Genomic DNA, 26,131 nt, shown 5'->3' with positions numbered 1-26,131 from the left:
TCTTTCGTGTTCTCAATGTTAATTTTCATTTTATTCCACTATTATAGACGATGACGGGCCCGACTCTCCAACCGTATTTACGGATGTTACATAGTAGATGCCGGATACAAGAGGACCAGGATTTACAAAGCTCGATTCCGAAGTAGATCCGATCCGTGTGTATTGCCCGTTATTGGTTTCACTGTAATACACATGATATTCCGTTACTTGGTCGGATACACTGTTGGGTGACCAGCTAATAAGGACGCTCTGCTCGTTTTTGATCCCTTGAAGGCCGCTTGGCGCGGAAGGTACTGTTCCTGTTTCACTGTTATTGCTATTGGTGTCTCCGTTACCGACCGGCAATTCCGGAATAATCGGAACGTTGCCGTATTCCGCAATCCGGCTTGGCGCGGACTCCTTGCCTACAACGTCAACGGCAGTTACATAATATCTGTTGCTTTGCGAGCTGGAAGCATAGAACTTCGCTCTTTTCTCACCATCCGAAGGGAGAGACTCTCCAACCTTCTGATAGTTGCCTTGATTGAGAGATTTATAGATGCGGTAACCGACGACATCCTTAGCTGTGCTGTTGCTGAAGGTTAGGATGACAGAACCGCCAGCTTCCGCTTGCAGCCTGATGTTAGCCGGCGGCGGCGGCGGGGAACCGTCATCGGCACGCGGATCCTCTTTGGATGGGGCATTATTATCTGCATCGGCAGGCAAATACACGCCCATCGGCCGACGACTGCTCGCTGGTAATTTCGCCTGTGCTTCTCTAATTTCATCCATTAGAGCATCCAGCGGTTTTTTTCGTTTAATGACGATTTTTTCCTTTAAAAACTCCTGAGGAGTTGCTGAGTTTGGCAAATAATTTACGCCTTCATACGTAATATAAGCCATTTTGACTAAAGTATCATCCGTCTTCTTCGGTATATCCTTTTGGTTAAACCAATCGGTAACGAGCATGCCTGCTTCCTTCGTCAATTGGCTTGGAAGAAGTCCGCTTGCGCTCGATACGGTTGCCTTCACAATACCGGAAGGCCGATCGAATGAGTCAGTTGTGAACAGTTCTGGCTTGGTATCCGTAACTTTATTCATAATCAACGCCCAAATTTGACGCGCTCTTGCTTTTCCGGCTTCAGACAAGGAATTGATTTGCTCCTCATAGCCGGACCATACACCTAAGGTGACTTCGGGGGTGAAGCCCATAAACCATACGTCTCCGTAGCTTTGCGTTGAGCCCGTCTTGCCGGCAATCGGAATTTCTCCGAATTTATCGAATTCAGACATTAATTTGCTGCCAGAGCCGCCTTTTCCTGTAATAACCGTCGTAAGCATATCGGTCATAAGGAATGCGCTTTGCTCCGAGAAAACCTGTTTTGGCTCCATCTTATGCTCATATACGATTTTTCCGTTGGCATCGGTGATCCGCGAGATCATAAATGCATCGTTGAATTCGCCTTTATTCGGTATCGCGCCGTATGCGTTCGTAAGCTCCTCAACGGAAACTCCGATGCTAAGTCCTCCGATTACACCTGTTTGCGAATAGGCATCCTCCGGCTGAAGCGTCGTAATCCCAAGCTTTTTAACGAATTCCCAGGCATTTTCGATTTTGACCTCTTCATTAAAAACCTTTAACGCCGGCAGGTTAAGCGAGCGGTTTAACGCATCGCGGGCAGTGACGAGACCGGCAAATTTTCTATTTACGTTCATCGGGATGTGGAAGCCTTTCTCGCCATCCTTCATCACGATCGGCGCATCGTCAATAATACTGGCTGGCTGGATAATGCCCATTTCAATGGCGGGCAAGTAAGATGCTATTGTCTTCATCGTCGAACCAGGCTGCCTGGTCATTTGAGTAGCGTAATTGAGCTGCTCCTCATAGAAATCACGGCCCTCGAGCATGCCTAGAATTGCGCCAGTCTTATGGTCGAGCATAATCGCAGCGACCTGCTCCAAGCCTTTTTCTTCACTGTATGGCGTGAAGTTTTTTTCATTGCTGCCAATTTCGCGCATCAGCTTGTAGATATCCTTGTCAATTGTTGTATACACATGGTAGCCGCCGCGTAGAAGGTGATCGCGAGCCTCTTCCATGAGAGCTGCATTTTCCTTCTTCGTTAAATCTTCCTTTTTCAAGGTTGGATCTTGCTGCATAAGCATAATTTCCGCGGCTTGACGCTCGGCTTCGAGCATTAAGTAAGGGTAAGTGGTATAGGCCTTTTCGGAAGGCTCTGCAAGCGACTGTCTGATGTCGAACGTTAATGCTTCGTCATACTCCTGCTGCGTGATGCGTCCTGTTTCAAACATCCGCTTCAAAACGGTCTTCTGGCGGCCCATTGCCAGCTCGAAACCCTGTTCATTGAATTGCCCTTTGCCCGTAAAAGCGGTATAGGCGGACGGACGCTGCGGCAGACCAGCAAGATAAGCAGATTGAGAAATGTTTAATTTGTTCAGGTCCGTGATGTTGAATATGCCCTTTGCCGCAGCTTTAATACCAAATAAATTATAGCCGCTGGAGCCGTTCCCGAATGGAACCTTGTTTAAATATGCTGTTAAAATTTCTTCTTTCGTCAAATACCGTTCCATACGAAGGGATAGGAAAATTTCCTTGATTTTGCGGCTGTCCGTTTTATCTAAGCTTAAAAACATGCGACGAGCCAACTGCTGTGTTAGCGTACTGCCGCCTGTCTGGGTATCCTCATTCAGCAGCTTTTGCTTAACGGCTCGCCCTAGTCCGTTTATATCTACGCCATTATGCTCGAGAAAATTGTTGTCTTCAATCCCTAGAACAGCGTTAATGACTTGAGGCGGCAAATCTTCGTATGTAATAATCATACGGTCCTCAGACGTTCTTAGCTGTCCAACTAACGTTTCGTCATTAAAATAGACAAAGCCGGTTATCGCGTTCTCGCTGACCTTTTCTTCAATGACGGTTCGAGGTCTAACTTCTTCGTCCTTCACGAGTGCTGCAACGTAGCCGGTTACGGCACCCCCGGCCAGCAATCCGATAAAGATTCCGAAATAAACCATCCATTTGATTGTGATAAATGATATAAGTCCGAATGTACGCCATTTGCTTCGTTTTATTGGCGATAGTTGACGTTCTTCTTCTTGCATGATATGTCTCCTCCTCCAAATAGCAGACTTATTATAACATAAATCACCAAAGTAATCAGGTCTCTACCTGATTGACTTCCTGCTAGTTCTTGTGGTATAAACACTATAAAGTTTTATCTAACCATGGCTATGAAGGGCATGAGTAGACAGCGCAACGTATTTCCAGAGAGCCGGTGGGAGCTGTGAACCGGTATGCGCCGCTTGTCGAATTACCGCCTGGAGCTAAGTGTAGGAACCGGATATTCCGCTGCTTCGACAGCGGGCGGCTTTTAGAGCAATTGGGCTGCCAGACCTATCCCAAGTAGTACACTTCGGAGCTGCACTCCGTTATCAAGCAACGAAGTGAGAGTAAAGAAACTGCCATGCGGCAGCAGACTTACTCTAACGAGGGTGGTACCGCGAGCTAATCCTTCTCGTCCCTTGGGGCTGGAAGGATTTTTTATGTCTATATAGACGCATACAAAGGAGGAAAAGTTTTATGGTTGCATGGGAAAAATTATCGAAAGAGCAGCAGGCAGAGGTTGAACGCCAGCTTAATGTACTGCGCCGCGGCGTAGTGGAAATCGTGCCAGAGGAGGAGTTGAAACAAAAGATAGCGAATGCTGTCGCAACTGGAAACCCTCTCAAGGTGAAGCTGGGACTTGATCCATCGGCGCCGGATATTCATATCGGGCATACGGTTGTGCTTCACAAGCTGCGTCAATTTCAGGAGCTTGGCCATCAGGTGCAACTATTGATTGGCGATTTTACAGGGCGGATCGGCGATCCTACAGGCAAATCGGAAACACGGAAGCAGCTTACGGAAGAAGACGTGAAACGTAATGCAGAAACGTACCAGAAGCAAATCTACAAAATTTTAGACCCGGATAAAACGAAGCTGTACTACAACTCTGAATGGCTGGCGCCGCTCAACTTTGCGGATGTCGTTAATTTGGCGGCGAAAGTAACAGTCGCTCGCATGCTGGAGCGCGATGACTTTACGAAACGTTACACGAGCGGATTGCCAATCAGCATACATGAATTTTTCTACCCGCTCATGCAGGGCTATGATTCGGTTGCGCTGGAGTGCGACGTCGAGCTTGGCGGCACAGACCAGAAGTTCAACCTGCTAATGGGCAGAACGCTGCAGAAGGAATACGGAAAGCCTGCTCAGGTTACCATTACGACGCCGCTCATCGAAGGGCTTGACGGTGTTAACAAAATGAGCAAAAGCCTTGGTAACTACATCGGTATTGACGAGGAGCCTAACCAAATTTATGGAAAATCAATGTCGATTCCCGATGAGCTCATGTACAAATACTACGAGCTTGCGACCGATTTAAATCATGAGGAATTAGCTGTGTTGAAAGCTAGGCTCGAGGACGGTTCTTTACATCCTCGTGATGCCAAAATGCGTCTGGCTGCAACGTTTGTGAGGATGTACCATGGAGAGGAAGCGGCGAAAGCAGCGGAAAACCATTTTATAACGGTATTCCAGCAGCGTGCGCTGCCTGACGATATAGAAGAGGTTTTGATTCCTGCGGAGGAGCTGGAAAACGGTCAAATTCGCATTGTGAAGCTGCTCACCGTGCTTGGCCTGCAGCCGACAAGCAGTGAAGCAAGACGGAGCGTTCAACAGGGCGCTGTGCGTATTAATGAAGAGAAAATAACCGATGTCAATGCTGATGTTACACCACAGGACGGAGATGTTCTGCAGGTCGGCAAACGAAAGTTCGTGAAAATTAAATGGGGATAGATGTTCCAATGGAGCTTGTTGAATTGATAAAATTCAACAAGCTCCATTTTTTTGGAAACAAATGATGATTTCGATCGTAATAAATAACGGAAGAGTTAACATGTTATGGATGTAAAGAGAGGAGGAGGAAGTTGGAAGCGTTATTTATGGCATGTCTGATCGGCGGTATTCTGTATGCTGTCGTGAGCGTCGTTTTCGGGGATTGGCTTGGACAGGTGCTGGACGGAGCGCTCGAGTTTTTATCATTAGACGGTCCTACCTGGTTTTCGCCGACATCGTTTGTTGGCGGCATCACAGCATTTGGCGGAGCAGGCCTGCTGCTTTATCGGTACTCCGCATTTGGAATGACAGCTATACTATTTTTTTCTTTGCTTATTGCCATCGTAGCTGGAGCGGGCGTGTTCTTTCTTTATATTAGACCGATGGAAGAAAGCGAAAATTCTATCGCATTTTCAATCCATGGACTGTCTGGTGTGCTGGCTGAAGTGCTTGTTCCGATTCCAGCTTCCGGCTACGGTGAAGTGATGGTGAAGGTAGGGGCAGGGTTTACGAATCAAATTGCAGCAAGCTTCGATGGAATAGCCATTGCCGGTGGGGCTAAGGTTGTCGTCGTTGAGGTGAAGGACGACACGCTTTATGTGTCGGAGGTGAATTTGAATTAAACCATACAACCGAGAGGAGAAATGTTTATGCCGGATTATTTTATAATTCCTGCGATTGTTGTTGGTGTTTTTGTTGTGCTTGGTATCGCTTTCTGGGCGCGGTACAAAACCGTAAGCCCGGATGAAGCGATGCTAGTTACCGGTTCTTTCCTGGGAACACGGAATGCGAGCGTTGATGAATCTGGACGGAAGGTGAAAATTATAAGAGGCGGAGGCGCTTTTATTCTGCCGATCTTCCAGAAGGCTGAATTTCTCTCTTTGCTTTCTCACAAGCTTGACGTGTCTACTCCCGAGGTGTATACGGAGCAAGGGGTTCCGGTTATGGCAGACGGGGTAGCCATTATAAAAATCGGTGGGGCTGTTGAGGATGTCGCAACGGCGGCAGAGCAATTTCTAGGAAAACCGACTGAAGCGTTGAAGGGTGAAGCGCAGGAGGTGCTGGAAGGGCACTTGAGAGCTATTCTGGGATCGATGACGGTTGAAGAGGTTTATCGCAATCGCGATAAGTTTGCACAAGAGGTTCAAGGCGTTGCCGCCAAGGATTTGAAGAAAATGGGACTGCAGATTGTTTCCTTCACGATCAAGGATTTGCGCGACAAGCATGGTTATTTAGACGCGCTAGGGAAGCCGCGTATCGCTGCAGTGAAACGTGATGCGGAAATCGCAGAAGCTGAAGCGGTCCGGGATGCTAGAATTCAGAAGGCGCATGCGGCAGAGGCTGGGCAAAAGGCGGAGCTTCTGCGTGATACAAATATCGCAGAAGCAGAAAAGGACAAAGAGATGAAGGTCGCATCGTTCAAACGCGATCAGGATACGGCGAAGGCAGAGGCGGATCAGGCCTATTCCATTCAAGAGGCTCGTGCAAAGCAAAGCGTGGTCGAAGAGCAGATGAAAGTAGAGCTGGTTCGTAAAGAACGTGAAATCGATCTCGAAGCAAAGGAGATTTTGCGGCGGGAGAAGCAATATGATGCGGAAGTGAAGAAGAAAGCCGATGCGGATCGTTACGCCGTTGTGCAAGCGGCAGAAGCAAACAAAGAGAAGCAGCTTCGCGAAGCTGACGCGCTGCAATATCGAATCGAAGCGGAGGCGAAGGCGAATGCTGCACAGAAGCGTCTGGACGGCTTAGCCGTTGCAGAAGCGGAGAAAGCGAAAGGCTCGGCGGAAGCGGAGGTTATTCGGCTGCGTGGGTTGGCTGAGGCCGAGGCGAAAGAGAAGCTTGCCGAAGCGTTCGAGAAATTCGGCGAGGCGGCGATTCTAGATATTATTGTCAAGATGCTCCCTGAGCTTGCCGGCAAAATAGCTGAGCCGATAAGCAGCATCGATAAGCTCACTGTTGTGGACACGGGTAATGGTGAAGGGGCAGCGCGTCTGAGCAATTATGTAACTTCTCTGATGTCAACCGCACCGGAAATGCTGAAGAGCGTGTCGGGAATAGATGTCAATTCACTCATTAAAGGTTTGACAACGAAAGCGATTGCGGTACCGCCAGACGGAGGCCAGTATACAGAAATTGCACAGCTGCGTCCGTCTCCTAAGCTGGAAGGATAAGCCTACTCATGCATCAAAAAAAACCCTCGAGCCGAAGGCTCGAGGGTTTTGTCAGCATTAACGGCTGTAGAACTCGACGATTTGTTTCTCGTCGATATCTTGGGAAAGCTCACCGCGGTCAGGCAAACGGATGAACTTGCCTTCCATTGCTTGCTCGTTGAACTCCAAGTAGTTCGGAAGGTGATGACGACCTTCCATAGCTTCTTTAATCGTTCTTAGGCTGCGGCTGCGCTCGCGCAAACCGATTACATCGCCAAGAGAAACGCTATATGAAGCGATATCCACTTTCTTGCCGTTTACAGTTACGTGACCATGCGATACCAACTGACGAGCGCCTGCGCGGGAGTTGGAAAGGCCAAGACGGTATACGAGGTTGTCAAGACGGCTTTCAAGGAGGCCCATGAAGTTTTCACCGGCTTTACCTTTCATTTTTGCCGCTTTGTCAAACAAGTTGCGGAATTGTTTCTCGTTCAAGCCGTACATGTGACGAAGCTTTTGTTTCTCTTGCAATTGAACGCCATAACCGCTCATCTTTCTGCGTTGGTTAGGACCGTGTTGACCTGGAGGGAATGCGCGTTTTGCAAGCTCTTTGCCAGTTCCGCTCAAAGAGATTCCAAGGCGGCGGCTTAGTTTAAATTTAGGACCAGTATAACGTGACATACGTAAAGTTAACTCCTTCATCAAATAAATTTGAGATTGGGGTTGTGTTTCGCCGAATACGTTCATCGTCCGAGCATGCTCGTCCCTGTCAGGCTAGTCAGCCGCAGGCCTGCAGTGAACGTATTTCATGAGGGTGACACAAAACCGTACGCCCATCTATTCATCAATAAATAATATATGAAATATACCGCAGTTGTCAAGATTAGAGCAACAATTTCCGACGAAAAGAATGAGCATCCAAAGTCCTATATTTTATTGACTAAGTAGTGCAATATTCTTACAAATGAAGTATGCTTATTGTAATGTTTTTCCGGGAAACGGAAGGCTCATCTCTTGGCTGACAAATGGAGGGGTCGGGTGCTGCATGGTTGAACGAGTAGAAAGCAATATAACACATCGTATGGTATCAGCGATTGTTGACAGATCAGCAGAATCACAACCGATATGGTTCAGCGATGAAGATATTAGAGATGCGGACGAGCCGTTTCTGTCGCCTTTGCTGGAAGAGAGCTTTCGTCAGTGGGAAAAAGAAGCAGCGGATCTTTCTTTATTTCAGTCGGGTGAATTTGTGTTGTTTAATCGGGAAGCGAAGGAGATTGCCGCCGCAGGACAAGCTGTAGAGTGGCCTGAAGGTAATCGCCAGGCTCTCTTGGCATCTGCCCTTCAAAATGTGCTTGTTAACGGTGAGCCGTTTATTTATGAGTCCAAAGCGGGATGTACGGCAGTCGTGCCTTTAACCAGAAGAAGCGATGGCGTGTTATTTGGGGCCTTCGCCTATGTGACCGCAATCGCCTCCGATAAATATGTCTCGGAGCTGCAAATCTGCTCCCTTCATTATCGCAGCTGCTTTTATCGGCAATTCGAGCACATTTACGTCAAGGACCTGCTGCTTCAGCGGCAGCGCGCAGAGAAGGAAGCAAATCGAAGAGATACTCTATTTTATGCGGCCAAGAGGCTTTATGATCAAATCGATGTCTCGTCTGTGCTTTCCGAGCTGCTGCGAAGTCTGGAGCATCTGTATCCTTGTTCCGAGGTGCACTTGTATTTGTCACAGGATCACTTAAATGGCGACCCGCGCGTAAAGCCGCTTGTATTCAAAAATGCGGAGCATGATCTTGTTGCTAAAGCGTTCTTGAACGGCAAAGCCGTGACGGAGCAAGACCGCAATGGCACGATCCGTCTTGCGGTGCCAATGAGCGGCAAGCAGGCGGCTTATGGCGTACTTTGCATTTCGATCGGCCCGTGCGAGTGGGATGAAGCGGATTTGCCTGCATTTTTGCTGCTGGCCGATACAGCTGGCTCTGCATTTGAGAATGCCAAGCTGTATGAGCAATCAAATCTGCTCATTAATGAGCTTCGACTGATTAATGATCTGACGAAGAGGCTTAATCAATCGCTTCGGCTTAAGGAAATTTTTCAGTTCGCTACAAGCGAGCTGTTAACGATATTTGACGCTGATTATTGCTGTGTGCTGCAGTTAAATAAGAAGAAAAGTCAGTTCATTGTCATGTCCAGCAACTTGCCGGATTTTACGAGAGAGCAGTTCTCTCCGGAATATGGCTTCTGCGGTATGGTATATCGCACAAGAGAGCCTATGATAATTTCTGATTATTGGCATACGCGAGTAGTATCCTCGAGGCTGATGGACGAAACAGGCTCAAGATCACTTATTGCTACTCCTATTCAAGTGGACGGCGAGGTTGTCGGAGCCATCCTTGTTACACATAAGGCGCCAAACTTTTTCTCTTACGACAATTACAAGCTTCTGCAGGTTATGAGCACGCATATTGGTCTGGCAGTGACGAATGCTTCTCTCCACGCGGAAGTCCGCCGTATGGTTATTACCGATAACCTGACTGGGCTCTATGCTCGCAGCTATCTGGATGAACAAATCCAAAATCGCCAGCGAACGGACCCTTTTGGCTCGCTCATACTTGTCGATATCGATTGCTTCAAGCTGGTGAACGATACGTTTGGCCATCAAATCGGTGATCGTATATTAATTCAGGTAAGCAGGAGTATTACAGAGTCCATTCGGCCAGGGGATATCGCAGCCCGCTGGGGGGGCGAGGAGCTTGCCGTATATTTGCCGGGTATTCGTGCAGAGCAAGCTTACCGCATCGCGGAGCAAATTCGAATCGTCATCGAAAAGAACACCGACCCAAGAGTGACCGTATCCTGCGGCGTATCCGAATGGACGTTCGAGAACGAGAAAATAAGCGTAGAATCGTTGTTCTATCGTGCGGATATGGCACTATACGAAGCAAAAAATAACGGCAGAAACTGCATTTTCATAGGATAATTCGTGCAAATGATTTAGCTTGAGAACAACAGCAATGAGGGCGCCTTAACAGGCGCTCTTTTCTTTTTTACAGCCAAGTGGGAATAAAGACAGTGCCGGATTGGGATTCTACAAAAGGATGACCACGAACGGGAGGTTTAGTAAATGAGGAAAGTGCTTGGAGTGGGGAAGCTTATGCTAATGCTGTTTTTTGTCATGTTACTTTACGGCTGCAGCATTGGAGCGGCGAAGCGTTCACCGGAGGAATGGCTGTCTTTATCCTATTCGGGTCTTGCGGCTACCGATCAGTACGCATTTACGGGCTCAACGAGCATGAAGACTGCGGACGGGTTGGAATTCAAGCCAGAAACATTTCAAGGCAAGGTGGTAGATCATCAACAATTAACGGTGCAGACAAGCAATAAGGAGCCGCTGCATTGGAATCCTCTACAGGTACTAGAAAGTCTTAATAATTCTAATGCTGAGGTTCGTTTAATTAACGATCCGAATAATCCCGAGACTGTAACACTGCATATTACAGAAAAGCCGGCGGTCTCCAAGGAGAAGTGGAAGAAGCGTTTGCTTGAGCAGCTTGATCAACTGGGGACGAATGAGCCTAGCGGGGAGACACCATACAAAGAAGATTGGTTAAAGGAACTGGCGCGATCGCGCAAGCAGCTGGAAAATAGGCTTGCATCTATGCAGGCGAAAACAGAGTATGAGCTCATCATTGACCGTAATCGGATACTGCCGCTCAAAATGGATGAGAAAACGGTATTCAGCTATATCAATAACGGAAGAAAGGCAACGGAGGAAAGATTCACGACCGTTCGCTTTCAAGCCTTCGATGGTACACCAAGCGGTACTATTCAATAGAGGAGCAGGCATGATACGATGGACTTGTTACCTATTCGTAAGAGGGAGAAGGAGTGTTAATGAGACATGCGCGATTCAAGATTGCAAAAGCTGGCTCAGAATTTAGTACAGTATTCTATTGATGTTCAACCAGGAGAAAATATATTAATTGATATGATCGGCTCGGAGCGCGAGCTGGCAAAATGCTTAATCGAGGAGGTTGCTAAGCGCGGCGGCAGGCCATTTATCGAAACGAGCGATCGATCCGTTCTGCGAACGCTGCTGCAGTACGCTACGAAGGAGCAAATGGAGCTATGGTCAGCGCTTGATCTGGAGCGCATGAAAAATATGCAGGGGTATATTGCCGTTCGGGCTGGTGATAACGTGAATGAGCTTGCCGGCGTTCCTGAAGCTAACATGCGCCTATATGAGCAAATTTATAGAAATCCCGTACATATGGAGCAGCGCGTCAAAAAAACAAAGTGGGTCGTTCTGCGGTATCCGAACGCCTCAATGGCTCAGCTTGCGAACATGAATACGGAAGCGTTTGAGGATTTTTATTTTGATGTATGCAATCTTGATTATGCGAAAATGGACAAAGCGATGGATCCGCTTGAAGCGTTAATGCGTAGAACGGATCGCGTACGAATTGTAGCGCCTGGAACGGACTTGAGCTTTTCTATTAAAGGCATTGGAGCGAAAAAATGCTCTGGTCATCGCAACATCCCGGATGGAGAGGTATTTACAGCACCTGTTCGTCATTCCGTGCAGGGGACGATTACCTATAATGCGCCAAGCGTGTACTCCGGCGTCACATTCCAGAACATTTCACTCACTTTTGAGAATGGAAAAATTGTCAAGGCAGAGAGCAACGATACGGCTCGCCTGAACGAAATTTTGGATATGGATGAGGGCGCACGGTTTATTGGTGAATTTGCGATCGGCTTTAATCCGCACATCTTGCATCCGATGAATGATATTCTGTTTGACGAGAAGATTGCCGGCAGCATTCATTTCACCCCAGGCCAAGCTTATGAGGAGACTGACAACGGCAATCGTTCCTCCGTTCACTGGGATTTAGTGCTTATTCAGCGTCCGGAGTATGGTGGCGGAGAAATTTATTTCGATGATGTGCTTATACGCAAGGATGGACAATTTGTCATTTCAGAACTTGAAGGGTTAAATGCGGAAAATTTAAAATAAAGAGTTTGTTATGCAGCTTTACGATAAAAAAATGGAAAATAAAGCGTTTTTGTTTTTTTCTCTTGCTGGATGGTACGTTTCAGGTTATCATTGTGACAAAGGTAAGCTTTACTAAAAAAATGGAGGGATCTCCCATGTCCAACAATGCTGCTATTGTAGAAATTTCTCAAACGGCTAGTCAATTCACTTCCTCGATCGTTCTTCAAGCTGAGAACAAATATATCGATGTCAAGAGCATTTTAGGACTGTTCACTACCCTTGTTGGAGGGCACGCATACGAACTGCATGTACACGGACCAGATGCCGAAGAAGCTAAGACAGCTATGGCAAATGTGTTCGCGAAGCATAACTTGAACGTAACCGTTATAACAGACTAGCTGCTGGATGAAATGACAGGTGAAGCGCTACTTCTTTTTTGAAGTAGCGCTTTTCTGTTTTGTCCTTGTATATTCCCTCTTTTTCGTCTAATATAAAGGGTATAGAAGACGGCGGATACGCGCACAGGGGGGAAAACGATGTCTTCACCGGAAGTTACGGTACAATTGAATGAGAAAGCGCTTCGTCTCCTTCAGGAAGATGCGAGTAAAATAGAAAAGCTTATCGAGGTTCAAATGGAAAATTTGACGACTCGACAATGTCCTTTGTACGAAGAAGTACTAGATACGCAGATGTATGGTTTCTCGCGAGAGGTGGACTTTGCCGTACGCGCTGGTTTAATAGCCGAGATGGCAGGCAAAGAAATAGTGAGCAGACTAGAGCGGAATTTGGCTCTTCTATACGAAGCATTGGACAAGAAAGAGTAGTCTCCAAATGGGGGCTGCTCTTTTTTTGATTGACATTAGCCGTTTGAATACATGTACCCTTCTTGCTTCATGCCATTTCTTCCATTACAATAAACGTATATGGCAAAATGAGGAGTGAGTCACATGACCGAAGAGCTTCAAACAGGTCTTATCCGAATTTCTGATGATGTAGTAGCAACGATAGCTGGACTCGCGGCGCTTGAGACACCTGGCATTGCAGCCATGTCGGGCGGAATATCTGAAGGACTTGCCAAGCGATTAAGTGGAAAAAATGTTCAGAAGGGCGTATCTGTGGAGGTAGGCCAGCTGGAAGCAGCAATTGATCTTCGAATTATTGTCCATTATGGTATTCCTATCCAAGAGGTTTGCCGTCAATTGCAGCTTAATGTACGGGAGTCGGTCGAGAATATGACTGGGCTTCAGGTTGTGGAAGTGAATGTAAAAGTAGAGGGCGTTGCTTTCAAAGAGGAAGAGCTCGACGAGCAGCAGCAACAGCGATTGAAGTGATTTACGATACGGAGTTTAACAAAAAGACGGTACCCTCCAGCTTGGGAGGTACCGTCTTTGTTTTTAGGCTTGATGCGTCCGGCTGATCGTACGATTATTCGCTGACGTGGAAACTGATTTCTCCGTCTTGTTCGATTCTCTAGATATGCTGAGCAGCACGCCCATGCACATCAGCGATACAAGCAACGAGGAGCCTCCGTAGCTGATGAATGGCAAGGTAACGCCTGTTAACGGGATAGCGCCCGTTACGCCACCAACATTGATAAAGGCCTGAATGGCGAATAATCCGACGATTCCGACACCAACCACTGTCCCATACTGATCGGATGACCGAAGAGCGACAATAAGTCCGCGCCATAAAAATAATAAATAAAAGAGCAAGAAGATCGTGCTTCCGATAAAACCAAGCTCTTCGGCGATAATCGAAAAAATAAAATCATTATAAGCATATTTTAAATAATGCAGCTTCTGTACGCTTTCCCCGAATCCGGCCCCGGTTAATCCACCGTGACCTAGCGCCTGCAAGGAGGATACGAGCTGCCATCCTGAGCCCTGTGGATCGGCTAGAGGATTGGCGTAAGCCGTAAAACGATCGATTCTGTATTGCCATATGTCAGGATCTACAGCCATCCATATGCTGATGATGATTGTCATTAGCAAAATAACGACGGACCCTGCAGCAAAAACATGCTTTAGGTTCGCTCCCCCTGCCAATATCATGACGGCTGCGCAGGCGGCGATCACTAGGCAGGAGCCGAGATCAGGCTGAAGCATAATGAGACCGCAAATGAAGCCGACAATGACGATTACGGGCAGCAGTCCTTTTTTGAAATCGCGAAATTTCTCGCCTTTTTTGGAGATAAGCGCCCCTAGATATAAGATTAGCGCAAGCTTCGCAGGCTCTGTCGGTTGAATACCAAGGTTTCCTATACCAAACCAGCTTCTGGCGCCGTTTATGGATTCGCTTACGAACGGAACGAGCATAAGCATAACGATAACCGGTAAAAAAAGCAGCATAAATACCTTCTTATACACCTGATATTTTAGGTTCATCATCAATAACATCACAAAAATACCAAGGCCAGCCCACATGAGCTGGCGTTTTGTAAAGTAAAAGGCATCGTTGATATTAGGATCAACAACTGCAACCCCCGAACTTGCGCTGAATACCATCACAAGTCCGAATCCGACGAGCAGAAGCGTTAAGATGAGAAGCAGAAAGTCCGGTCTTCCACGGCTACCGTTCTGCGCAGCTTTCATATGGATCCCTCTAGGCTAGTAATTGCTTTAATTGCTCGAGTCGTTGCATGGCTGTGTTAAGAATCGGTTGTGGGACCGGAGACTCATATTCCAAACCGTGCGGGAATGTAGCGCGTCCAATGTATACAGACTCAATAACAAGCACGGCATGTGGGGATTCGAGCTTGCCCTCCACAGCGCGAGTAGCAAAACGTAAGTAATAATCTGAACCGCTTGCGCGATCCTCAAGCTTCAGGTCGTATGTAGCGCGATAATATTCCCACTGCCAGCGGACAAACCCAACTTTTTCAGCGGATTCATCTAGATGGTCTAATTCGCTCTTAACACCGTTTAATCCGGTATTTTCAATAATCATGGTAGTTCCTCCCAAAGGTTTTGTGAAGCAAGACAGACCTTATATAAGCGTATGCTTCCAATTCAAAAGACAGAGTTGTACATTCTTTTCTCATGATAGTATGTTTCCCCAGTCAGCGCAAGCCTTACTCCACCTATTCGGGCTTATCAAAAGTGACATTTTCAAGAAAACTGCTCAACATCTCTGTTACCTGTCGTATTAGCTTCCTTAATCATGTGTTTATCTGTTAAGCTATAGAATAAAACGAAAATTTAGGAGGTTTGCGATATGCAAACAGAGGATATCGTAGATCATACGCTGCATCAGCTATATCCGAGGATGCTGCGATGGCGCAGACATATGCATCAGTATCCTGAGCTGTCGTTCCATGAGAGGGTAACGGCGAGCTGGATTTCCAGCCAGTTGACAGAGCTGGGCTGTGAAATCCGGACTGGTGTTGGCGGTCATGGAATAATTGCAACAATTAAAGGAAATCATCCAGGACCTGTTATAGCATTAAGAGCAGACATTGACGCACTGCCGATTCAGGATGAGAAAACATGTGAATACGCATCGAAGGTGCCCAATGTGATGCATGCATGCGGTCATGATGCGCACACGGCGGGTCTGCTTGCGGTCGCTGCTTATTATGCAGCCAATCGTAGATGCATTAACGGGGAAAGAAGGCTTTTGTTCCAACCGGCAGAGGAGGTTACGCCTGGAGGGGCGCTTCCGATGATCAAGGACGGAGCAATGGACGGCGTAGATGCAGTTTACGGTGTCCATTTGTGGACGCCGCTTGCGTATGGTCTTGTCGCTTCAAAGCCAGGGCCCTTTATGGCCGCGGCAGATGAATTCGTGATTGAGATTACCGGGCGCGGAGGCCATGGCGGATTGCCCCATCAAGCCGTTGACACGATTATGATCGGCTCGGCGCTTGTGCAATCCATACAATCTATTGTAAGCCGCAATGTTAATCCGCTGCATCCGGCAGTCGTAACTATAGGATCTTTTCAAGCCGGTTCAACGAACAATATTATCGCTGAGCGTTGTAAACTGAAAGGAACGGTACGCTCCTTCGACGAGAAGACCAGAATGATGATTCATGAGCGTCTGGAAGCCTTGATTAAGCACACCTGCGACATGCATGGCGCAGCTTATGAGTATCATATGCGTATTGGATATCCACCGGTCGTAAACGATGTAAATGAGGCTGAGCGTTTTTTTAAAGTAAGCGAAGCCTTGTTCGGCGAGCAGTCTGTCGTTCATGCGGAGGCAATCACGGTTGCAGAGGACTTCTCCTATTATTTGGAGAAGGCGCCTGGCTGCTTCATGTTTGTTGGAGCAGGCAGCGAGGAGCGCGGGGCTGTGTATTCACATCATCATCCCAAATTTGATGTAGATGAGCGTTCCATGCTTCACGCAGCGCGGTTATTGATCGGAATGGCTGAGCATTATGCGGCTGAGCATACCGTATCCTAATTTTGTTTATGCGTATGAGCGTCCAAGCATTCGGAGATGCTAATGATCGAATGACATTTAAGGAGGACGTTTGATGACGACGGTTAAACAAATGATGACGACGGATTGTATCACTGCTGCACCTCAGGATAATATTTACGAGCTGGCCGTAAAAATGAAGCAGCATGATATTGGATTTATTCCAATCGTAGAAGGTAAAAAATTGATAGGCGTTGTAACTGACCGGGACTTGGTCATACGCGGCTATGCAGAGAAACATTCAGGCTCGACTGCCGTTTCGGAAGTGATAACGGGAAATGTCGAAACCATCACACCGGACACAACGACGGATGAAGCGGCAGAGCGAATGGCAGCAAGTCAAATTAGAAGATTGCCTGTCGTTGATAATGGCGAATTAGTCGGTATATTAGCGATCGGCGATCTAGCCGTTCGGGAGATATTTGTGAATGAGGCTGGTGAAGCGCTAAGTGCGATTTCAGAGCAGGAGCATGGAGTAATCCATTAATAATTTCAATAAAACAGACTGCCCGAGCCCGTGCAGTCTGTTTTTCTAATCACAACTATTAATCCTCCCATACGGCCATAAGCTCATTATTAGCGTTATACAGCTCTGCGGGATCGGATTCCTTGTTGTTCCAAATATTTGTTGAGCCCCAGTCTAATACGTTATCCGCGTATTCGTCATATTCATCTGCAGAGGAAATGATGACTTCCTGTTCAGGCTTTAGAATATAAGGGATAAACTTGTAGGTTTGATTGCCTCGAACACTGACAAGCTTCCAACCGTCTAATGTGATCGGTTCATTCGTCGAATTGATGATCGTAACCATCTCGCCTCTTTTGTCTACCTCGATAAGTATTCCGCTGTAGTCCGCATTCTTAATAGAGATAGTTGTATCAGCCATTTCGGAAGTAATGCTCCAAATACCTCGTTTGTCCTGCTTGGCTTGCTGCTCGATTTGTTTGTATACGTTTTCCATTTTGACGTTTGGTTCGACAATGAGTACCTTTGCGAATCCCTGCTCAAGCAGCAGTTCATTTAAGATACGGCCATCCTTTAGCTCTACGATTGCAAGTGTCCGGTCGTAACGGTCCTTCAACTCCTTATCGAAGCTCAGCCTTACTTCTCCGGATTCGGACAAAAGCTGTTTTGTATAAGCGGAAGCCTCTGGTCCGAAAGGTTCTACGGGATTATTCGGTTTCTTGGTTTCAGGTGTATCGACATAGAGCAGTCGGATTGTAGTCTCTTCAGAGCCTGTTTGAATTTTAAAGGTATCACCGTCCACAAAGCTGGATATGGGATACCATTTATTGGCTTGCAATTCGTCCAAGGAGAAGGACGAGCAGCCGGCAAGCTGCAGACAAATGAGCAGTAGGAGAAGGATTAAGTTTCTTTTCATTGATGATGTTACCCCCGGCTCAAATATGGATTAATATAAGAAACTCTTATTATTATATCATATAACCCTAATAAAAATCTCGAAGAGTATAACATGATTTAAGCATAAAATAAGTAAAATCCTTTCATACTGACAAAAGAAGCATGCTGGAAGAGCCGAATATATCTGGGATATCAGGAGGAACAAGATGCGCGAAGGCATAGAGCGACCCTTAGTCGTGGAGTCGGATTTAACGGTGCTGCTGGATGTGAGCAAGGGCGGTGCGGAGGAAGCCAAAGATAAGCTAATACGATTCGCAGATGCCGTAAGCAGGGCAGGAGTAATCCATTCGTACCGTATGACGCCGTTATCTCTCTGGCAAAGCGCTGCTGCTGGTATTAGCGCAGATGATATTTTGGGCTGGTTATCTGAGCATGCCAGGTACGAGCTGCCGCTGCAGGCTGAAGTGACGATACGCAGGCTCATGGGCAGGTATGGCAAGCTGCATTTAATCACGCGAGACGGAAAGCTGTTTCTAGAGGGTGACCACCAATTAATGGAGGAGTTATATGTTCATCCGTCCGTGGCCGAGTGGGTTCGAGAAAATACTGAGAGTAAAGTTTTGGAAATCAAGGAAGGCTGCAGAGGACTTATTAAGCAGGAGCTGACGCGTTTAGGGTTTCCGGTAATGGATTTGGCAGGCTATCTTGCGGGTGAGGAGCTTGTTGTACAGATACGCAGCCAAACCGTGCAGGGCAAGATGTTCGCATTAAGGGACTATCAGAAAGCGGCCGTCGAGCTTATTGCTGCAGTAGGGACCATTCAGGGCGGAAGCGGTGTAGTGGTGCTCCCTTGCGGCGCAGGAAAAACGATCGTCGGTATAGCAGCATTAGCAAAAATAAGCAGCGCGACGCTTATATTGACCTCGAATATGACATCGGTCAAGCAGTGGAGAGACGAGCTGCTCGATAAAACATCACTGACGGATTCCGAGATTGGCATGTATTGCGGAGCCTTGAAGCAGGTGCGGCCAGTTACGATTGCAACCTACAGCATTCTGACGCATAGGAAATCGAAGGATGAGTCATTCGCTCATATGAAGTTATTTTCAGAGCGGGATTGGGGACTCATTATTTATGACGAGGTGCACCTGCTGCCTGCGCCTGTATTCAGGAGAACTGCTGATATTCAAGCAACAAGAAGGCTGGGGCTTACGGCCACGCTCGTGCGTGAGGATGGCTATGCCGAAGACGTATATTCTTTAATCGGACCGAAGCTGTTCGACATGCAGTGGAAGACAGCGGAAGCGGGCTCGCATATCGCTGTTGTATCTTGTACGGAAATAAGAGTGCCGCTGCAGCGCGATAAGAAGGAGCAATATCGTGAAGCAAGCGCGCGCTCTAAGCTGCGGATAGCTGCCGAAAATCCGGATAAAATAGCTATCGTACAGCGTTTATTAAATGAGCATGCCGGTAAGCCAACTCTTATTATTGGTCAATATTTAGCTCAGCTTCATGAAATTGGTGATCGTCTTAAGGCACCCGTTCTTACTGGCGCAGTACCACAGCAGGAGAGGCAGCGGCTGTATGAGCGATTTAAGGCTGGCGATATACCAGTGCTAATTGTTTCCAAGGTTGCTAATTTTGCGGTTGATCTTCCTGATGCTTCGGTTGCTATACAGCTTTCGGGCAGCTTTGGTTCCCGGCAGGAGGAAGCGCAGCGAATCGGGAGGCTGCTGCGGCCAAAGTTAGGACATAATTCAGCTTGGTTTTATACGCTCGTGACGGATGAGACGAAGGAAATGGAGTTCGCGATGAGAAGACAGCTGTTCATGCTAGAGCAGGGCTATCATTATGAGAGGCTCCATTGGACTCATACCGAACATGCTTGAGAGGAGGCGGCAGAACAATGAACAAGCAGCAATTACTAGACAAGCTGAGCGATGAGCAGAAGGAACGTATGCTTCAGGCACCGGCTTGGTGTGATGCTCTGAAGCAAGGCTTGTCTTGGCAGGAGGCAATAACAGATAAGATGTCCATCCAAGCGGCGGCTGAACGGTTATCATCGCAAGCGGCTTTGGTATTAAAGCAAATGCTGCAATCATTCGCTGCAGTCCCTGTTGATGAAGAAAAACTTTTAACTACACTTCACCATCAAACCGTACTATCAGGAGCTGAGTGCCGATGGGGTTTGGCTGATCTGATTGATGCCGGCATTTTGTTTTCTGTTCGCAAAGTTTGGGGAGAATGTATTTATTTCATGCCGGTCGAATGTTTTGTCATATGGCAAAACGTCTTATTTCCGTTTACCGGGGAGACAATTTCAGTTCATGATCGCAACCGGTTAATGAAGGGCAAAATAAGATCGAATCGCATCCCGTTCAGCAAGCAGTTGTTGTATGCTTTCAGTGTCCTCGCCAAAAGCGGAATGGAATTAACGTTAAAGGGAGTCCTTGCCAAAAAGACGATTGCTAAGCTGTCGGAAGCGGCAGATCTCGATGAACAGTGTCTGCTGCCTTTTGAGCTAAAGTGGTCGTATAAGGAACATTATCCGCTAAAGGCGGCTTTCATCCTGGAGGCAGGCACTGCGTGTGGTCTGATTCAAAGGGTCGAAGGGCAATTAAAGTGGGACGAGGCAAGGCTCCGCCGTTGGCTTCTGCTTAACAGCGATGTGAGAGAAAAGCAGCTGATGGATTGGTGTCTGGGTCTGCTCATGCCGGCGGGATCCGTAAGCTCGCATACAGCTGCAGCACTATATGGAATAGAGAAAGGGCTATGGTACTCCGATCATATGCTCAACGAATGGAGCCAAGCGGCCTCCATCAAGTTGTCTGAGGGATTAACCGGACGTGATCCATTAGCTCTGTCCTGCTGGCTGAGTTTGTTCCATAGTCTTGGTTGGATGGATGTCATTGATTGCGATGGATCAGATACGGAGAGGCTGTTATACAGGTGGAAAAGCAATGCGGTGATCGGGGCTGCTCACAACGATCTATCCAATGGGAGCCCTCCGTTTATACATGTACAGCCAAACGGCGAGCTTATCGTTGAGCCGGAATGTCCGTACATTATCTGTTGGGAGCTGGAATTGCTTGCCGAACGAATATCCGATGAACAGGTAGCTGTATACAAAATAGAGGCAGCCACGATTACTCGCGCATTGGAGCATGGAAGGACATTAAAGTCTATTCGTGATTTTCTTGTTCATGCCTCAGGAGGAGAGCGGCTGCCGGCTATGGTCGAGGCGATGCTTGACTTGTGGACGGGACGTGCATGCCGTACTGAATTCGCGGAGGTCGTATTGCTGCGATGCGACAATGAGCAGATGGCGGAGCTTGTTGAGAAGGTGCCGGAAATTGCTGCCATGCGTTTATTCAAGCTCGGTGTCTCGGATTTCATTGTGAGCAAGACCGATGTGCTGGAGATTAGGCGCTTGCTGCAGCAGGCGGGGTATCCGCCGCGCAAAGGAATACAATCTTCAGCCTCGGTGGAGGAAATACGTTATCCGATGATGAAGGCAGCTGACGAAGCGGCTTATTCAGACTCGCTGCAGTTGCTGCCAGAGGACAGCTCGCGATCAACTGTTATGTATATTTACGAGCATTATCCTCTTCATCAGTATGAAATAACCGAAAATGATGCAAATACGCGCACGAAGTCGTTTTATAAGAAAGATCAAGTTCCGGCTATGTGGATGAAACAGCTGCGCAGTTATCATCATTCAACAAGGAAAGAGATGATTGAGCGCGCTCTGGCATGGCAAACGCCTGTTCAGCTTCGCATGGATGATGAGCTTCGGTCATTCGTGCCGGAGAGGCTCGAGCAGCAGGAGGGAGGCTGGGCTGTTATCGGTAAGCTGCGTAATAAGCAGGAAAGAGAGCTGATACGCCTTACACCAGACATGTGGGAAGAGATGCGGCTTGTCCTACCCGGACAATCTGAGCAAATATGATCCTATCTATTTTGTAAATGAATATGATATGATAGTGTAGATGTTAGCGAATTGAAATGAGGTGGATAAATGCCAGTTGCTGAAGGGTTATCGGCTGTTCCGTTGGAGCAACCGCAAGGCGGCGTTTCTTCGCTCGATATGGCGTCGTTGCTGCTTAGCGCTTATGAATTAGGAGATTTGATCAATCAGTCGGCAGAGGTTGCCGAATATTTATATTGGAAATCGCTTGTGGATCAGGATGAAGAAGTGAAGCAGCTGCAGAAGCAATTTGCGAAGGCGAAAGAGTTGTTTGCGGAATGTGAACGCTTTGGTCGGTTTCATCCCGATTATAATGCCGCGAAGGATAAGGTAAAGCAAATTGAACGCGAGCTAAGCGAGATCGAAAGCGTGCGCAGCTATAAGCTTGCGGAGCAAGTTGTAGATGGGATGCTTTACGAGGTTTCTCGTGCAATTGCTGAGTCGGTATCTGACAATATTAAAGTGCCGAGCAACGAGAACGCCGGCGGCGGCTGTGGAAGCGGCGGATCATGCAGCTGCGGAAGCGGCGGCTGCGGCTAACGGGCGGCAAATCGATTAGGAGGGAAGAGATGTTACCGGATCGAACGGGTTATATTGTTTGGGTAAGTGATTTGAAGGCGGCAAGGTCGCTTGAGAGATTCGGGACTGTTCATTATATGTCGCGCAGGATGCATTACGTCGTTATGTATATGAACGCGGACCGCTCGGAGGAATCCGTTAGACAGATGGGGAAGCTGCATTACGTCAGGAAGATCGAACGTTCATACCGGAATGAAATTAAGACGGAATACAGCAAAGACCTCGAGGACAAAACGAGATTTTATACGCTATAACCATTAAAAAGCTGTCACCTCTTCTATAGATGGACGCTTCTTGGCGCGAGAAAGGCGCTAAGAAGCGTCTTTTTTATTGTTTTTATACAAATACTAACATATTTCGCCTGATTTTAATTTAATGTTGTATTATCGGTCAATCATGGTAAAATGAATTTTAATATAGTATAAAAGCCCTGGTCCCTTGGAAGGAGAAGGTTTCGTAATGAAGGATAAAATGACGAGAAGATGGAGCACTTATGAGTCGTTTTATATCGATCTTGGCGATAAGAAAGTTGCAGACATCGTAATTACGAACCATGCCAAAAGTCGTTGGCTAGACCGGATTGAAAGCGAGAAAACCGGCTTCGTGGACATTGCCGAATTTTTATGGGAATGCTTGAAGCAGGGCAGGGTCGAGCCTTATTATCGCAACGAACAGGATGTTTATTTGATTGATGACGACCTCGTTTTTGTAGCAGAATTCTCTGATTCATTAACGGAGACGGATATTGTTGGAAATCCTTTACATAAGATGATTATTGTTACGTTCCTAGGACGAATGTCCGAGACGATCGAGCTTAGAGACCTGAGATCCTATTATTCATGGCTGCGTCATTCCAGACGAATGACGCTAGTGAAGAGCAGCAGGAAACGCAAATGAAATAACAAATTTATAAAAAATAACGAAAAAAAGCGTTCAGTCTGAAAAGATTGTGCGCTTTTTTTATAAGGTATATGCGACTTGTATAAGGTTTGTAGTATAATAACGATAGAAGAAAGGATGATTGTTGCGATGGCTCTTAATTTTCATCAGTTGCATATTTTTTATACGGTAGCGGAGCGGGGCAGCTTCTCTGCAGCTGCGCAATCTCTTCATATGACTCAGCCTGCCGTTACGATGCAGGTCCAATCCCTTGAGGATTACTTCGGCACTAAGCTGCTGCAGCGATCAACGAAGCGTATTGAATTGACGGAAGCTGGAAGAGCGCTCATGCCTTATGCACAGCGCAGTATAGATCTTATTCGTGATACGGATCAAGCGATGTCGGCTTTTACGAAGCAACTGAAGGGCAGGCTTCAGCTTGGTTCCAGCTTGACGATCGGGGAATATATTTTGCCCCGCCTGCTGGGTCCCTTTGGTCAGGAGTACCCGCATATCTCGATCAGCATGAAGGTGATGAACACCTCGCAAATTATGGAGGATATATTGAATCATCAGCTTAATTTCGGCTTAATCGAGGCACCCGTCAACCATCCGGATATGCATATGGAGGCGGTAATGAGCGATGAGCTTAGACTTATTGTCTCTAAAAATCATCCGTTAGCTGACCGCTCCTCGGTCACGCTGGAGGAAGTTATGGAGTATCCGTTCGTGCTTAGGGAGCAAGGCTCTGGGACCCGGTTGGTGATGGAGGAGCAGCTTAGGAAGAAAAATATCGATCCTGCTTCAATGAAAATCATTATGGAGCTTGGAAGCACCGGCGCAGTTAAATCTGCGGTGGAGGCAGGGCTGGGTATTTCATTCATCTCCTCATCCTCCGTGAAGCATGAGGTTACGCTAGGATTAATTCGTATGATTAAAATATCGGATACGAAGTTCCAGCGTAAGTTCTATTCCATCTATTTAAAGTCCGCTTTGCTGCCTATTTCCGCCGTTACCTTCTTAACCTTTTTGAGAGAGAGGGATTTGCAGCAATGGCTATAATAAACGGAAAAGCTGATTTGCATACCCATACCTCCGCTTCGGACGGCATGCAGTCTCCGGCGGAGAATGTCCGACTGGCAAAGGCGGCAGGGCTATCAGCTGTTGCCATCACGGATCATGATACCGTGTCCGGCGTAGCGGAAGCCATGCTTGAAGGGGAACGAATCGGCATCCAGGTCGTTCCAGGCGTGGAAGTTAGCACGGTGGCGGAAGGAATTGATATTCATATACTGGGCTATTATACGAATAATGAGGATGGACAGTGGCTTTCCAGGCTTGCCGATCTGCGAGGTACACGAGAACGCCGGAACGAAATGATTGTAGACAAGCTGCGTGACCTTGGGATCACAATAGCTATGGAGGACGTAGTGGCTGCCGCTCATGGAAGCGATACAAGCCATTCGTTGCCAGCGGCTGAAGTTAGCATCGGACGTCCGCATATCGCGGAGGTTCTCGTTCGGAAGGGAGTTGTCGCCAGCATGCAAGAGGCTTTCGATCGGTATTTGGCATCAGATGCGGCGGCCTATGTCAACCCTCCTCGCGTACATCCTTATGAAGCAATGGAGTGGATTAAGGAGGCCGGCGGAACGAGCATTATTGCACATCCTGGACTATACGGAAATGATTCACTTGTAGAAGAGCTTGTCCGGCATGGCGCAAAAGGGATCGAGGTTTTTCACTCTGATCATGGACCGGAGGAAGAGAAAAGATACGCTGAGCTTGCGAGACAATATAAGCTTATCGTTACCGGAGGCTCTGATTTCCATGGCGTTCGACACGGACAAATATTTCATGGTGCAGTAGGGAGCCGCAGCGTAGATGTTCACGTTCTGCAACAGCTCCGATCTTCATGGGGGAGTTCGAAATGACTTACAGGCTTTACACGATCAAAGAGGCAGCCATGCGCACGGGCTTGTCCACCCAGCTTATACGCAAGTGGGAGGAACGTTATGAGGCCGTTGCGCCGCAAAGAATGGCTAACGGCTATCGAGGCTATACAAAAGAGGACATCGATACGCTGCTGTGGCTGAAGCGCGAAGCGGATAAGGGTGTTCCGATCGGGATGGCGGTTCTGGAATGGAAGGGCAATAGGCGAGAAGGTCTGGATATGGCAATCGAAAGAGAAGGCACCGCGGGCAAGCTGGAGCAGTGGCAAAATCAAGAGACTAGCCTATCCAACAGCTATGATTGGAATCAGCCGATTGAGCATTTGCTTCAATGCTTTACGGAGCTCGATTTGGCTAATGCTCAACGATTTTATGAGCAGCTGCTTGCCACTCATCCTTTGGAGTATCTTTTGCTGAATATATTAGAGCCGACGCTTGTAGAGCTGGGTGAGCGCTGGGCGCGGGGGGAGATATCCGAATACCAAGAGCATTTCGGAAGTCACTTTATTCGCGATCGAATGCTTGCGATTCGCAGTTTATTCCGACCGGCTGACGGCAGCCCGCTGCTTGTGACAGCTTGCGGTCCCGGTGAGAGACATGAGCTTGGCATCTTGATTTTTGGTTTCTTTGCCCAGCAGGAAGGCTTTAAAGTTATTTACCTGGGCCCCTCTCCTTCAGAGAAAGGCATGTTTGATTGCTTGGACGGCCATAGGCCAGTTGCGTTCACGTTTAGCTACTCGATCGTGAAGCAATTGGAGAAGTCTATTCCATTTTTGGTTGAGCTGGACAAGCAAATCGAGGAGGGGAATTTGGCCACGCATGTGTTCATCGGCGGGAGGGCCGTACAGGAGGATGGGCTGCTGGAGGGGACAAAGCGAGTCCATTTGATTACAGGAGACGGCAAGAGCGCCATCCAAAAAATAAAAACACGGCTTCTTATGGAATAA

The 26,131-nt window shown here is 47.5% G+C and carries 24 protein-coding genes and 1 other annotated feature; of the genes, 19 read left to right on the top strand and 5 right to left on the bottom strand.

Translation table 11 applies throughout. The features are described 5' to 3' along the window. Window positions 1–30 precede the first annotated feature (30 nt). Window positions 31–3,099 carry a transglycosylase domain-containing protein gene (locus ACO9K6_RS02255; protein ID WP_424765894.1) on the bottom strand — a complete coding sequence of 1,023 codons (3,069 nt, stop codon included), beginning with the start codon at window positions 3,097–3,099 and terminating at the stop codon, window positions 31–33. A 120-nt stretch (window positions 3,100–3,219) separates the two neighbouring features. Further along, window positions 3,220–3,523, top strand: a binding site (T-box leader). A gap of 54 nt (window positions 3,524–3,577) precedes the next feature. Between ACO9K6_RS02255 and tyrS the strand changes: the two genes are divergently transcribed. From tyrS to ACO9K6_RS02240, 3 genes are all read left to right on the top strand, one after another. Further along, the gene (gene tyrS, locus ACO9K6_RS02250) at window positions 3,578–4,834 is read left to right on the top strand and encodes a tyrosine--tRNA ligase (RefSeq protein ID WP_424765893.1); all 1,257 of its coding nucleotides are present in this window, start codon (window positions 3,578–3,580) and stop codon (window positions 4,832–4,834) included. Window positions 4,835–4,965: 131 nt separating this feature from the next. Then, entirely contained in the window at window positions 4,966–5,496 is a 531-nt protein-coding gene (locus tag ACO9K6_RS02245; RefSeq protein ID WP_424765892.1) for a protease, read from the top strand. 27 nt (window positions 5,497–5,523) lie between these two features. After that, window positions 5,524–7,044 (top strand): SPFH domain-containing protein, encoded by a 1,521-nt coding sequence (locus ACO9K6_RS02240; RefSeq protein WP_424765891.1) that lies wholly within the window; start codon window positions 5,524–5,526, stop codon window positions 7,042–7,044. A gap of 57 nt (window positions 7,045–7,101) precedes the next feature. On the opposite strand, the gene rpsD is transcribed toward ACO9K6_RS02240, so the two are convergent. Further along, entirely contained in the window at window positions 7,102–7,704 is a 603-nt protein-coding gene (gene rpsD / locus ACO9K6_RS02235; RefSeq protein ID WP_424765890.1) for a 30S ribosomal protein S4, read from the bottom strand. Window positions 7,705–8,068: 364 nt separating this feature from the next. Here rpsD and ACO9K6_RS02230 point away from each other — a divergent pair, with 364 nt between their 5' ends. From ACO9K6_RS02230 to ACO9K6_RS02205, 6 genes are all read left to right on the top strand, one after another. Then, window positions 8,069–10,006 carry a diguanylate cyclase gene (locus ACO9K6_RS02230; protein ID WP_424765889.1) on the top strand — a complete coding sequence of 646 codons (1,938 nt, stop codon included), beginning with the start codon at window positions 8,069–8,071 and terminating at the stop codon, window positions 10,004–10,006. A gap of 144 nt (window positions 10,007–10,150) precedes the next feature. After that, a complete protein-coding gene (locus ACO9K6_RS02225) occupies window positions 10,151–10,861 on the top strand; it encodes a hypothetical protein (RefSeq protein WP_424765888.1) in 711 nt (236 codons plus the stop codon). Between the two features lie 66 nt (window positions 10,862–10,927). Beyond that, complete coding sequence (locus ACO9K6_RS02220; RefSeq protein WP_424765887.1) at window positions 10,928–12,043, top strand: aminopeptidase; 1,116 nt, start codon at window positions 10,928–10,930, stop codon at window positions 12,041–12,043. Window positions 12,044–12,177: 134 nt separating this feature from the next. Then, on the top strand, window positions 12,178–12,420 hold the full coding sequence (locus ACO9K6_RS02215) for an HPr family phosphocarrier protein (protein WP_424765886.1): 243 nt from the start codon (window positions 12,178–12,180) through the stop codon (window positions 12,418–12,420). 138 nt (window positions 12,421–12,558) lie between these two features. Beyond that, a complete protein-coding gene (locus ACO9K6_RS02210) occupies window positions 12,559–12,846 on the top strand; it encodes an Fpa/YlaN family protein (RefSeq protein ID WP_424765885.1) in 288 nt (95 codons plus the stop codon). A gap of 123 nt (window positions 12,847–12,969) precedes the next feature. Beyond that, window positions 12,970–13,353, top strand: coding sequence for an Asp23/Gls24 family envelope stress response protein (locus ACO9K6_RS02205; RefSeq protein WP_424765884.1), 384 nt, complete (start codon window positions 12,970–12,972; stop codon window positions 13,351–13,353). 63 nt (window positions 13,354–13,416) lie between these two features. Here ACO9K6_RS02205 and ftsW read toward each other — a convergent pair whose 3' ends face one another. Together ftsW and ACO9K6_RS02195 are read right to left on the bottom strand one after the other, a co-directional pair. Further along, the gene (gene ftsW / locus ACO9K6_RS02200; RefSeq protein WP_424765883.1) at window positions 13,417–14,613 is read right to left on the bottom strand and encodes a putative lipid II flippase FtsW; all 1,197 of its coding nucleotides are present in this window, start codon (window positions 14,611–14,613) and stop codon (window positions 13,417–13,419) included. A gap of 10 nt (window positions 14,614–14,623) precedes the next feature. Continuing rightward, on the bottom strand, window positions 14,624–14,968 hold the full coding sequence (locus ACO9K6_RS02195; RefSeq protein WP_424765882.1) for a YugN family protein: 345 nt from the start codon (window positions 14,966–14,968) through the stop codon (window positions 14,624–14,626). Between the two features lie 267 nt (window positions 14,969–15,235). Here ACO9K6_RS02195 and ACO9K6_RS02190 point away from each other — a divergent pair, with 267 nt between their 5' ends. Next, window positions 15,236–16,429, top strand: a complete 1,194-nt coding sequence (locus ACO9K6_RS02190) for an amidohydrolase (RefSeq protein WP_424765881.1) — start codon at window positions 15,236–15,238, stop codon at window positions 16,427–16,429. 73 nt (window positions 16,430–16,502) lie between these two features. Further along, on the top strand, window positions 16,503–16,934 hold the full coding sequence (locus ACO9K6_RS02185; protein ID WP_424765880.1) for a CBS domain-containing protein: 432 nt from the start codon (window positions 16,503–16,505) through the stop codon (window positions 16,932–16,934). A gap of 58 nt (window positions 16,935–16,992) precedes the next feature. Here ACO9K6_RS02185 and ACO9K6_RS02180 read toward each other — a convergent pair whose 3' ends face one another. Further along, entirely contained in the window at window positions 16,993–17,829 is an 837-nt protein-coding gene (locus ACO9K6_RS02180) for a thermonuclease family protein (RefSeq protein WP_424765879.1), read from the bottom strand. Between the two features lie 187 nt (window positions 17,830–18,016). On the opposite strand from ACO9K6_RS02180, the gene ACO9K6_RS02175 reads away from it, so the two are divergent. The 8 genes from ACO9K6_RS02175 to ACO9K6_RS02140 all read left to right on the top strand — a co-directional run bounded on the left by ACO9K6_RS02175 (window position 18,017) and on the right by ACO9K6_RS02140 (window position 26,131). Beyond that, on the top strand, window positions 18,017–19,699 hold the full coding sequence (locus tag ACO9K6_RS02175; protein WP_424765878.1) for a DNA repair helicase XPB: 1,683 nt from the start codon (window positions 18,017–18,019) through the stop codon (window positions 19,697–19,699). A 17-nt stretch (window positions 19,700–19,716) separates the two neighbouring features. After that, window positions 19,717–21,759 (top strand): helicase-associated domain-containing protein, encoded by a 2,043-nt coding sequence (locus ACO9K6_RS02170; protein ID WP_424765877.1) that lies wholly within the window; start codon window positions 19,717–19,719, stop codon window positions 21,757–21,759. A 69-nt stretch (window positions 21,760–21,828) separates the two neighbouring features. Beyond that, on the top strand, window positions 21,829–22,317 hold the full coding sequence (locus ACO9K6_RS02165) for a YlbF/YmcA family competence regulator (protein ID WP_424765876.1): 489 nt from the start codon (window positions 21,829–21,831) through the stop codon (window positions 22,315–22,317). Between the two features lie 29 nt (window positions 22,318–22,346). After that, window positions 22,347–22,610: a YlbG family protein gene (locus tag ACO9K6_RS02160; RefSeq protein ID WP_424765875.1), complete on the top strand. Its 264-nt coding sequence runs from the start codon at window positions 22,347–22,349 to the stop codon at window positions 22,608–22,610. A 205-nt stretch (window positions 22,611–22,815) separates the two neighbouring features. Continuing rightward, window positions 22,816–23,253: a hypothetical protein gene (locus ACO9K6_RS02155; RefSeq protein WP_424765874.1), complete on the top strand. Its 438-nt coding sequence runs from the start codon at window positions 22,816–22,818 to the stop codon at window positions 23,251–23,253. A gap of 132 nt (window positions 23,254–23,385) precedes the next feature. Continuing rightward, on the top strand, window positions 23,386–24,297 hold the full coding sequence (locus ACO9K6_RS02150) for a selenium metabolism-associated LysR family transcriptional regulator (RefSeq protein ID WP_424765873.1): 912 nt from the start codon (window positions 23,386–23,388) through the stop codon (window positions 24,295–24,297). After that, a complete protein-coding gene (locus ACO9K6_RS02145) occupies window positions 24,288–25,166 on the top strand; it encodes a PHP domain-containing protein (protein WP_424765872.1) in 879 nt (292 codons plus the stop codon). Before ACO9K6_RS02150 ends, ACO9K6_RS02145 begins: the two co-directional genes overlap by 10 nt. Then, window positions 25,163–26,131, top strand: a complete 969-nt coding sequence (locus tag ACO9K6_RS02140) for a MerR family transcriptional regulator (RefSeq protein ID WP_424765871.1) — start codon at window positions 25,163–25,165, stop codon at window positions 26,129–26,131. The genes ACO9K6_RS02145 and ACO9K6_RS02140 overlap by 4 nt, the downstream gene beginning before the upstream one ends.

Origin of the sequence: Paenibacillus praedii (genome assembly GCF_049725345.1) — a bacterium.
Classification (GTDB): domain Bacteria; phylum Bacillota; class Bacilli; order Paenibacillales; family Paenibacillaceae; genus Pristimantibacillus.
This window is presented reverse-complemented; position numbering and strand designations above follow the sequence as displayed.

Excerpts from the sequence above, each read along its gene's own strand:
- ACO9K6_RS02195 (WP_424765882.1), bottom strand. The coding sequence starts at position 14,968 with ATGATTATTGAAAATACCGGATTAAACGGTGTTAAGAGCGAATTAGAC.
- ACO9K6_RS02155 (WP_424765874.1), top strand. The coding sequence starts at position 22,816 with ATGAAGGATAAAATGACGAGAAGATGGAGCACTTATGAGTCGTTTTAT.
- ACO9K6_RS02190 (WP_424765881.1), top strand. The coding sequence starts at position 15,236 with ATGCAAACAGAGGATATCGTAGATCATACGCTGCATCAGCTATATCCG.
- ACO9K6_RS02150 (WP_424765873.1), top strand. The coding sequence starts at position 23,386 with ATGGCTCTTAATTTTCATCAGTTGCATATTTTTTATACGGTAGCGGAG.
- ACO9K6_RS02185 (WP_424765880.1), top strand. The coding sequence starts at position 16,503 with ATGACGACGGTTAAACAAATGATGACGACGGATTGTATCACTGCTGCA.
- tyrS (WP_424765893.1), top strand. The coding sequence starts at position 3,578 with ATGGTTGCATGGGAAAAATTATCGAAAGAGCAGCAGGCAGAGGTTGAA.
- ACO9K6_RS02170 (WP_424765877.1), top strand. The coding sequence starts at position 19,717 with ATGAACAAGCAGCAATTACTAGACAAGCTGAGCGATGAGCAGAAGGAA.
- ACO9K6_RS02210 (WP_424765885.1), top strand. The coding sequence starts at position 12,559 with ATGTCTTCACCGGAAGTTACGGTACAATTGAATGAGAAAGCGCTTCGT.
- ACO9K6_RS02140 (WP_424765871.1), top strand. The coding sequence starts at position 25,163 with ATGACTTACAGGCTTTACACGATCAAAGAGGCAGCCATGCGCACGGGC.
- ACO9K6_RS02175 (WP_424765878.1), top strand. The coding sequence starts at position 18,017 with ATGCGCGAAGGCATAGAGCGACCCTTAGTCGTGGAGTCGGATTTAACG.
- ftsW (WP_424765883.1), bottom strand. The coding sequence starts at position 14,613 with ATGAAAGCTGCGCAGAACGGTAGCCGTGGAAGACCGGACTTTCTGCTT.
- ACO9K6_RS02230 (WP_424765889.1), top strand. The coding sequence starts at position 8,069 with ATGGTTGAACGAGTAGAAAGCAATATAACACATCGTATGGTATCAGCG.
- ACO9K6_RS02160 (WP_424765875.1), top strand. The coding sequence starts at position 22,347 with ATGTTACCGGATCGAACGGGTTATATTGTTTGGGTAAGTGATTTGAAG.
- ACO9K6_RS02240 (WP_424765891.1), top strand. The coding sequence starts at position 5,524 with ATGCCGGATTATTTTATAATTCCTGCGATTGTTGTTGGTGTTTTTGTT.
- ACO9K6_RS02145 (WP_424765872.1), top strand. The coding sequence starts at position 24,288 with ATGGCTATAATAAACGGAAAAGCTGATTTGCATACCCATACCTCCGCT.
- ACO9K6_RS02220 (WP_424765887.1), top strand. The coding sequence starts at position 10,928 with ATGCGCGATTCAAGATTGCAAAAGCTGGCTCAGAATTTAGTACAGTAT.
- rpsD (WP_424765890.1), bottom strand. The coding sequence starts at position 7,704 with ATGTCACGTTATACTGGTCCTAAATTTAAACTAAGCCGCCGCCTTGGA.
- ACO9K6_RS02225 (WP_424765888.1), top strand. The coding sequence starts at position 10,151 with ATGAGGAAAGTGCTTGGAGTGGGGAAGCTTATGCTAATGCTGTTTTTT.
- ACO9K6_RS02205 (WP_424765884.1), top strand. The coding sequence starts at position 12,970 with ATGACCGAAGAGCTTCAAACAGGTCTTATCCGAATTTCTGATGATGTA.
- ACO9K6_RS02255 (WP_424765894.1), bottom strand. The coding sequence starts at position 3,099 with ATGCAAGAAGAAGAACGTCAACTATCGCCAATAAAACGAAGCAAATGG.
- ACO9K6_RS02165 (WP_424765876.1), top strand. The coding sequence starts at position 21,829 with ATGCCAGTTGCTGAAGGGTTATCGGCTGTTCCGTTGGAGCAACCGCAA.
- ACO9K6_RS02180 (WP_424765879.1), bottom strand. The coding sequence starts at position 17,829 with ATGAAAAGAAACTTAATCCTTCTCCTACTGCTCATTTGTCTGCAGCTT.
- ACO9K6_RS02215 (WP_424765886.1), top strand. The coding sequence starts at position 12,178 with ATGTCCAACAATGCTGCTATTGTAGAAATTTCTCAAACGGCTAGTCAA.